This is a genomic window from Paenochrobactrum gallinarii (assembly GCF_014205685.1).
In the GTDB taxonomy this organism is placed as follows: Bacteria; Pseudomonadota; Alphaproteobacteria; order Rhizobiales; family Rhizobiaceae; genus Paenochrobactrum; species Paenochrobactrum gallinarii.
Genome location: NZ_JACIIU010000040.1, coordinates 1 through 7,930 on the forward strand (window position 1 = coordinate 1; position 7,930 = coordinate 7,930).

The following is a 7,930-nucleotide window of genomic DNA, read 5'->3' on the forward strand; positions in this document are numbered from 1 at the left end:
GGTGGCGTTGCTCGCGCAGAATCTCGAAGGTCAGCCCGTGTGATGCCCGAGAGAACAGGACCTCTCCAACCAACCGGAATTTTTGCAACAGAGCCTCGTCATGTAAGTTTCCTTTCAACTCAAGAAAACCTCTCCACTTTTACGAAGCAAGTCCAGGAATTGGGTGGCCAAACTCGTAGAGGACTGACCGTAACGCGTTGACCAACTCCGTGCGTTGGCAGACAAGCCGTTCTCTTCCACGAAAAAGAAGTGCCTTAGCTTGCTGCTCTTCCATCTTCGGAGTGATGAAGCGCATCTCAGGTCGTTGTGCAGCGATAACAATAGTTTCAGCATCCGCTGTATCGTTTATCTGGCGCTTTACAAACGGGCGGACATACTGGGGAGCAATCAGTTTTACCACATGGCCGTGTTTGGCTATCTCTCGTGCCCAATAATGCGCACTGCCGCAGGCTTCCATAACCACGGTCGCCGCGGGGTGCTCTGCCAGAAACTTACGAAATTGTAGTCTCGATAGCTTTTTACGAAATTTTACCTGCCCTGTCATCGATGCTGCGTGCACCTGAAAAACGCTTTTAGCCAGATCGATCCCGAGCATTGTATCTGTGGTCATGCCTGCCATCCTTCCCATCGAGTAGATTGAATGCAACAATCTTCAACCAAGAATTGTCGCTTGGCCAGGGCGGCAACCACTCCATCTATTCAGGTGCAGTTCTGTGCCAGTGCCAACCGCAATCTTATCAACGTTAAGAAGCTGTTTGGTTCTTTATCCACCTTGCCGGAAGCCGGATGTATAAATGTCACGATCTCCGCCAGCCATTGTAAGCCAAGTCGAGAGGCGTGCTTGGTGTTCTGGTCAAGGTATATTTTCACAACGATGCCGTTATGAGCAGGAATACGGCCGTGACCAACAAAGTGAGATTAAAGTTTCTAAACAAAAGGGTCATAAAACTAGTTTATTGTACAAACCTAATGTTACCATTATATAAGTAATGAAATAGAGGTGTATTCATCGTGAGAGTAGCTTTGGTATGTCTGAGAAAGAAAAAACCAATTTAACCCGCGGATCTGTTTCCCAGATTGGTAACGGCCTCAAACGTAGCCGCGTAGCGATTTATCTGCAACTGGCAGACTTGTTTCGCAACCGGATTTCGTCCGGTTTTTGGCCTGTCGGTAGCCGCATTCCAAATATTGATGAACTTGAGCAAGAGTTTTCGGTTGCAAGAGGAACTATCCGGCAGGCCTTTGAGCTCTTAAAAGCTGAGGGACTCATTGATCAGCGCCGCGCTAAGGGCTCATTTGTGCTACGCGCGCCTGCATCGATAAGCGCCCATCGTCTGGATATGGATTGGGCTTCAATCACGAAAGCTCACCAAGGCGCAGATATCAAAACTTTGGCTACGAATAGCGATGTTCAATTACCTGATCTGTTGAAAGACGGATCACAGGAAGCGGCCTCTTATCATTGGTTTAAACGACTGCACAGACGCGATGGACAAGTCTATTTGCTTGGCTCATCTTATCTGGATGAGGAGCTTTTCGGATGTGTTAAGCCATCTCGATTTGAAAGCGAGCCATTATTGGTCTTGCTTCAAGAAGCTGCAGCGGAAAAGCTTGGTGCCGCAAACCAGATATTAACAATAAGTGTCGCGGATGTGGATGTAGCAGCTACAATGGAGATACCTCTGAATTCCCCATTGGTCGTCATGCATCGTTTTGTACATGCATCTGACGGGAAGCTGATTTATGCCAGTGAGGGATATTATCGCGGAGACGCCGTTCGGCTGGAAATGAATATTCGTTAAATTTTGCAAAAACAAACATCATTAGTACAATAAGCTATACTTTAGTACTTTATATGCTAATTTATAGATGGAGAACGTGATTCGCTATTTGAGCAAGGCGTCTCGTTCAGCCACGAGGAAGTGACTTTCCTGTAATGTTGACACTCTTGGGCGTGATGGAGCAGCATTTTTTGTCGTGGTTGGAAAACGGGAGATAAAGGAGGGGACATGTCATTACAGCTGATCTGTGCATCGCACAGCCCACTGATGCTTACTGATATAGAGGAAAGTGTTGAGGGTACGCAAAAGCGCTTTTTCTCATCATTGGAGGAAACCTCAAGGCGTTTACATGAATTCTCACCTGATCTGATTGTGCTGTTTGGTCCGGATCATTTCAATGGTTTCTTTTATGAGATGATGCCGCCTTTCTGCATTGGTCTGGCGGCTGAAGGTACGAATGACTGGGGCATTCGAGGTCGTGCTCTGCGCGTACCAAAAGATATGGCTCTTGAATGTGCTCGTTATTTGCAGCGCAATGATTTTGATGTCGCGATTTCGCATGACATGAAGGTCGATCATGGTATGACAGTGCCTTTGATGCAGCTTACCGGTGCGCTTGCACGCTATGACGTGTTACCTGTTTTTGTGAATTGTGCGGCTGATCCGCGTCCTTCTTTCCGGCGTGTACGTATGCTTGGTGAAGCAATCGGGAATTTTTTAGCCGATAAGAAAGATTTGAATATCACATTGATCGGGTCGGGAGGGTTGTCACATGATCCGCCAACCCCGCGTCTTGATCGTACCTCTGCGTCGGGCTCGGCGCGTCTGATCAACCGTAGCGTTCCCACGGAAGAAGAATATGCGGCTCGCGAGGCTTGTGTGGTGCGTACTGCGCATGATCTGGTTAATCAGCGAGGCCCGTGCCTTCCGCCAAGCGAGGAATGGGATAAAGGGTTCATTCGCAAGCTCGGCGATTTTGACACCGAGGCTCTGGACGCAATAACTGATCGTGAAATTGACCGGTTAGCTGGTTTTGGAGCCCATGAAGTACGGACATGGGTCGCAGCCACTGCTGCCGCTCGTGCATTAGGCGAGGGACAATTGCAACTCGACTATTACAGCGTTGTGCCGGAATGGCTCACCGGAATGTGCATCATGTCTTCCCCGGGTAAATCAGCATGAACACGAAGACATCACTCTCCACCTATCATGAGGGTCGTGCGCCTGCCGGTGATGTTGAAATATTTTATCGGCAGTTCGGTGTGCCCGGCAAAATACCGGTCATTATCGTGCACGGTCTGTCCTTTTTCTCATATGACTGGATGGGCGTGGCTGCGGCGCTTTCAACGGATCGCGAGGTTGTGGCCATTGATATGCGCGGCTTTGGCCAGTCTGGCCGTAGTGTCGCGCATGATTACAGCCTGCGTAGAAATGCAGCTGATATTATTGCGCTCATGGATCATCTTGGCTGGGATAAAGCTGTTCTGGTTGGCCATTCTATGGGCGGACGGATTTGTCTGCTGGCAGCAGGCTGGTATCCTGAGCGTGTTGCTGGCTTGTGCTGTCTTGATTTTGCACCGGATTTGGCAGCAGAGGGTCGTAAATATGTAGCAAATTCAATCGGGCGCCAGCCCGATCACTTCGCAACTATTGACGAGGCGCTGGCATATCACGGGCATGATCCCGCAGCACTTGGGCCGGATGATCCGATGCGAAAGCGCTTTCGTGAATTCATGCGTCCTGTTGAAGGCGGATGGGAATTACTACGGGATTTGTATTTTCGTGACAAGTTCCGCAAGGTTCTGGAAACAGGTGTGCGCCAGCCCGAAGAAGCAGATCCGTGGGTAACCCTGAATAAACTGAACTATCCATTTCTGGTGGTACGAGGTGCAGGTTCCAATCTTTTCGCGAGCGATACGATGGCCAAGGTGAGCGGCGCTAATCCCCATGCACGGGTTGTCGAGATCGCGGGTAGCCATGATCTGGCACAAGATAATCCTCAGGATGTAGTGACAGAAGTCAAAAGCTATCTGAATGCAATGGGCGTTTGATTTGAAGAGTTATGTGCGGCGGAATTCTGCCTGCTGGCTACGAGTAAAACAGGAACATGAAAGACATGATGAACATGAATATGAGTGGCGTTCAACTACCAACGCATCGTGGCCTTTACTATGGTGGCGCATGGCATGAACCCAAGGGTGGCTATGCTGACACATTTAGTCCCTCTACGGGCGAAAATCTTGGTCGGGCTGCTGTTGCCAATGCAGAAGATGTAGCAGCGGCTGTCGAGGCGGCTCATGCAGCCTATCGGCAATGGTCTCAGCAACCGCCGTCCATTCGCGGCGCGGCCTTACGTGAGGTAGCGGCTATCTTGCGCGCCAATAAAGAAGAGCTGGCGCGTCTGGATGCGATCAATTGCGGTAATCCGGTGACAGCACTGATGCGTGATGTTGATATCGCCGCCCAATTGGTCGAATATTTTGCAGGCCTGGTTTATGAGCTACGCGGTTCGACAATCCCGATGGGTGAGGGGGTCGTGAATATGACAATCCGCGAACCTTATGGGGTCTGCGCTCGTATTGTCGCTTATAACCATCCGATTATGTTCACCGCCAGCCGTTTTGCAGCGCCTGTTGCCGCCGGAAATGCGGTGATTATGAAGCCGCCGGTTCAGGCCCCGCTTTCTGCCTATCGTTTGGCCGAGCTTGTTGACGGTATTTTTCCGGCAGGGATATTTAACGTCCTGTCTGGTGATAGAGAATGTGGCGAAGCTTTAGTGCAGCATCCCTTGGTGCCCCGCATCACGCTTATTGGCTCGATACCTACAGGGCGTGCAATTACGCGTGCGGCAGCTGACCAGCTAAAAAATGTCAGTCTTGAGCTTGGCGGTAAAAATGCTCTGATCATCTATCCCGATGCTGATATTGAGCGTGCGATTGCAGGTGCAGTTAAAGGGATGGCCTTTGCATGGTGCGGACAAGCTTGCTCTTCAACCACCCGCCTTTTCCTACATGAAGACATTTATGATGAGGTATTGGAAGGTGTTCTTGAAGGGATTAAAGCCTTTCGTCCGGGGGATCCGATGAACCCTGAAACCAGCATGGGCGCGATTGTCTCTAAGGCGCAATTTGACAAGATTATGGAGTATATCGAGGTCGGAAAAGCCGAGGGGGCAAAATTAGTTGCAGGTGGAAAACGTCCTGATGACGGTAATCTGGAACAAGGGTGGTTTATCGAGCCAACAGTTTTTGCTGATGTTGATATGAGCATGCGAATTGCACGCGAAGAAATCTTTGGTCCGGTGCTTTCCGTTATAAAGTGGAAGGACGAAGATAGCATGTATGATGAAGTGAACAGCGTAGAATACGGTCTGGCAGCTGGCATCTATACCACTAATCTTGCCACTGCGCACAATGCAGCCAGCCGTGTTGAGGCCGGTTATGTCTGGATTAATAATGCTGTATCGCATTTTTTCCCGGCACCGTTTGGCGGCTTTAAACAATCAGGTAATAATAAAGAGGAAAGCTTCGAAGAGTTGCTGTCCTACACGCAACAGAAGAACGTCTATATTACTTTGTGATACGTTGCCCGCTGTCTTAGAGGAAGGATAGCAGGTTTCAATGACTGGGAACAATGAAAAACAATTGGCCACACAGAATGCCTGTCAATGAGCGCGTGGCCAAAAAGGGAGGGAAGCATGTTTAAAACACTATTTATGACGGCAAGCATATTTGCGCTGACAACCGGTTTGGGTATTGCACAAGAAAAGCCGCTGACATTAACGATCAGTGCATTTTCAACATCAAGTAGTGGGAACCATCGCTTAACCATAGACCGGTTTGTTAAGGAAATAGAAGAAGATAGCGATGGCAAGGTAAAGTTCGAAACCTATTTTGGTGGTACGGCTTACGGTAATCCACAGCGTCAGTTTGATCAGGCGCAGCGTGGTCTTGTTGATATTGCACATGGTATGTTTGGCTATACTCCGGGCCGCTTTCCTATGGCAGATCTGATTGAGTTGCCGTTTCTTTACGAAGATAGTGTTGCGGCCTCCCGTGCATTCTGGCTCTCTTACGATAAATATCTGCGAAATAGCATGCCCGGAGTTCGTCCGATCGCCATCTGGCTCACCAGTATGCAGCAGCTTCATACCCGCAAGCCTGTCGCAAAAATAGATGATCTGGCAGGATTAAAAATACGCGCTGGCGGATCGATTATGGTCGATACATTGGGGAACTTTAATGGAGAGGGTGTTTTGACGCCCGCGCCTGCGATTTATGAAATGATGGAAAAGGGCGTATTGGACGGTGCCGTCGGCGCCTGGGGAATGCTCAAGGCTTTTAATGTTGGCGAAGTTAGTTCGGACCATCTCGAGCTTAATATTACTGCGGCTCCGTTATTTTTGCTGATGAATGAAGCTAAATATAATGCACTGCCTGATGATGTGAAAGCGCTAATTGATCGTTATTCAACCCCTGAAAATATCGCACGCTTTGCGGAAGCATTCGTTAAAAGCGATGCGGCAGGTTACGAGATTGCAAAAGGTGCCGGGCATGCAATCAATGAGCTGAGCGAAGCGGACCGTGCTACGTGGAAAGCCAGAGCACAACCGGTTATCGACGCAAATATTGCAGCATTGGAAGCCAAAGGCTTTCCGGCCAAGGCATTTGTTGCTGATTTCGAAGCTGAATATCAACGTCAGCTAGCCGCACCAAAATCTGCAAATTAATCTCATTTATCAGAAGTTTAAGCGTCATGCCTGAAGAGGCGTGACGGCTTTTGGAGAGACTGAAATGACACCATTCCAGATAGGTCTGGCGGGGTTTGGAATCCTGCTTGTCCTGATTGTATTTAGAGCTCCTATAGCCCTTGCCATGGCAATTACGGGTTTGGCTGGGGTGTGGTTATTGAGAGACTTCAACACTTTGTTCTACCTTCTCGGCACTGTTCCGGTAGACGTTTTGAGTAATTATTCACTATCAACTTTGCCGCTTTTCATCCTGATGGGAAATGTTGCAGCAAAAAGCGGCATGTCAACCGTGCTGTTTGATGCTTTCAGCTTGCTTTGCAGCCGTATGAAAGGCGGATTGGCAATATCAACCATCATCACGTCGGGAGCCTTTTCGGCGGCTGCTGGCTCCTCATTGGCAACAACCTCGGCCATGGCACGTGTTGCTACGCCTGAAATGCTGAAACGTGGTTATCATCCGCGGCTGGTCAGCGGAGCGGTTGCTGCGGGCGGCACTTTGGGCATCATGATTCCACCTTCTGGCATGATGATCATCTATGGATTTCTAACCGAAACTTCCATCGGAGCACTGTTTATTGCCGGCATATTGCCGGGCATGCTGCTGATTTTGGCCTTCTGCTTAGTCGTCTTTATATGGGTGCGGGTGTTCCCAGAGCAAATGTCGCAGACCGTGACGGTGGAAGGGAGTAGAAACGGCGCTAAGCTTCTGTCACTTGCGCCGATTGTGTTACTGTTCGGTGTCTTGATGGGCGGTATTTACACCGGTATTTTCACCCCGACTGAAGGTGCGGCGGTAGGCGCAGGTGCAGCTATTATCATCAGCTTTGCTTCCGGTCGGTTGGGTTTACCTGGATTTGTGACCGCACTTCGTGAAACTGCTGAAGCCTCAATCGTAATCTATATGATCATCCTAGGCACTGCATTCTTCCAGTTTTTCATGGAAGCCAGCCGTGTGCCGGTGGAATTGACTGATATCGTCATTAATCTTGGTCTTGGACCGATCGGGACAATATTGCTGGTACTCCTGTTTCTGGCTCTATTGGGCACGATTATGGAGGGGATGGGTATCCTGTTCCTTACTGTGCCAATTCTGTTTCCAATCGTCCTTGCACTTGGTTTCGACCCAATCTGGTTCGGCGTTATGATGGTGTTGGTGATCGAGTTGGGCTTGATCACGCCACCAGTGGGACTCAATATTTTCATATTGGTTTCACTGGTTAAAGAAATCGAGATGAAGGAAGCATTTATCGGAATTCTTCCCTTTGCGATTGCGATTGTAATCGTTGCGTTCATCCTTCTGTTTTTCCCTGAGTGTCCGTTCCAAAATGAATTGAGTGATTTCAGTTAGTTATGATTCAATCGGATTTCTGACATACGACGGAGATCAAGATGGCCTGGA

The 7,930-nt window shown here is 49.1% G+C and carries 6 protein-coding genes and 1 pseudogene; 6 read left to right on the plus strand and 1 reads right to left on the minus strand.

The window, feature by feature from the left end; translation table 11 throughout:
- Positions 1–157: 157 nt before the first annotated feature.
- A pseudogene (locus FHS77_RS15165) lies at positions 158–610 on the minus strand (IS110 family transposase); the annotation flags it as partial.
- Positions 611–1,028: 418 nt separating this feature from the next.
- Here FHS77_RS15165 and FHS77_RS15170 point away from each other — a divergent pair.
- The 6 genes from FHS77_RS15170 (at position 1,029) to FHS77_RS15195 (ending at position 7,879) form a co-directional block, all read left to right on the plus strand.
- On the plus strand, positions 1,029–1,802 hold the full coding sequence (locus tag FHS77_RS15170) for a GntR family transcriptional regulator (RefSeq protein ID WP_184224773.1): 774 nt from the start codon (positions 1,029–1,031) through the stop codon (positions 1,800–1,802).
- A gap of 207 nt (positions 1,803–2,009) precedes the next feature.
- Positions 2,010–2,963 carry a 3-carboxyethylcatechol 2,3-dioxygenase gene (locus FHS77_RS15175; protein WP_184224774.1) on the plus strand — a complete coding sequence of 318 codons (954 nt, stop codon included), beginning with the start codon at positions 2,010–2,012 and terminating at the stop codon, positions 2,961–2,963.
- Positions 2,960–3,832 carry an alpha/beta fold hydrolase gene (locus FHS77_RS15180; RefSeq protein WP_184224775.1) on the plus strand — a complete coding sequence of 291 codons (873 nt, stop codon included), beginning with the start codon at positions 2,960–2,962 and terminating at the stop codon, positions 3,830–3,832. The genes FHS77_RS15175 and FHS77_RS15180 overlap by 4 nt, the downstream gene beginning before the upstream one ends.
- A 65-nt stretch (positions 3,833–3,897) precedes the next feature.
- Complete coding sequence (locus FHS77_RS15185; protein WP_246431373.1) at positions 3,898–5,361, plus strand: aldehyde dehydrogenase family protein; 1,464 nt, start codon at positions 3,898–3,900, stop codon at positions 5,359–5,361.
- Between the two features lie 117 nt (positions 5,362–5,478).
- A complete protein-coding gene (locus FHS77_RS15190; RefSeq protein ID WP_184224776.1) occupies positions 5,479–6,510 on the plus strand; it encodes a TRAP transporter substrate-binding protein in 1,032 nt (343 codons plus the stop codon).
- Between the two features lie 64 nt (positions 6,511–6,574).
- Complete coding sequence (locus tag FHS77_RS15195) at positions 6,575–7,879, plus strand: TRAP transporter large permease (protein ID WP_184224777.1); 1,305 nt, start codon at positions 6,575–6,577, stop codon at positions 7,877–7,879.
- The last annotated feature ends 51 nt before the right edge of the window (positions 7,880–7,930 follow it).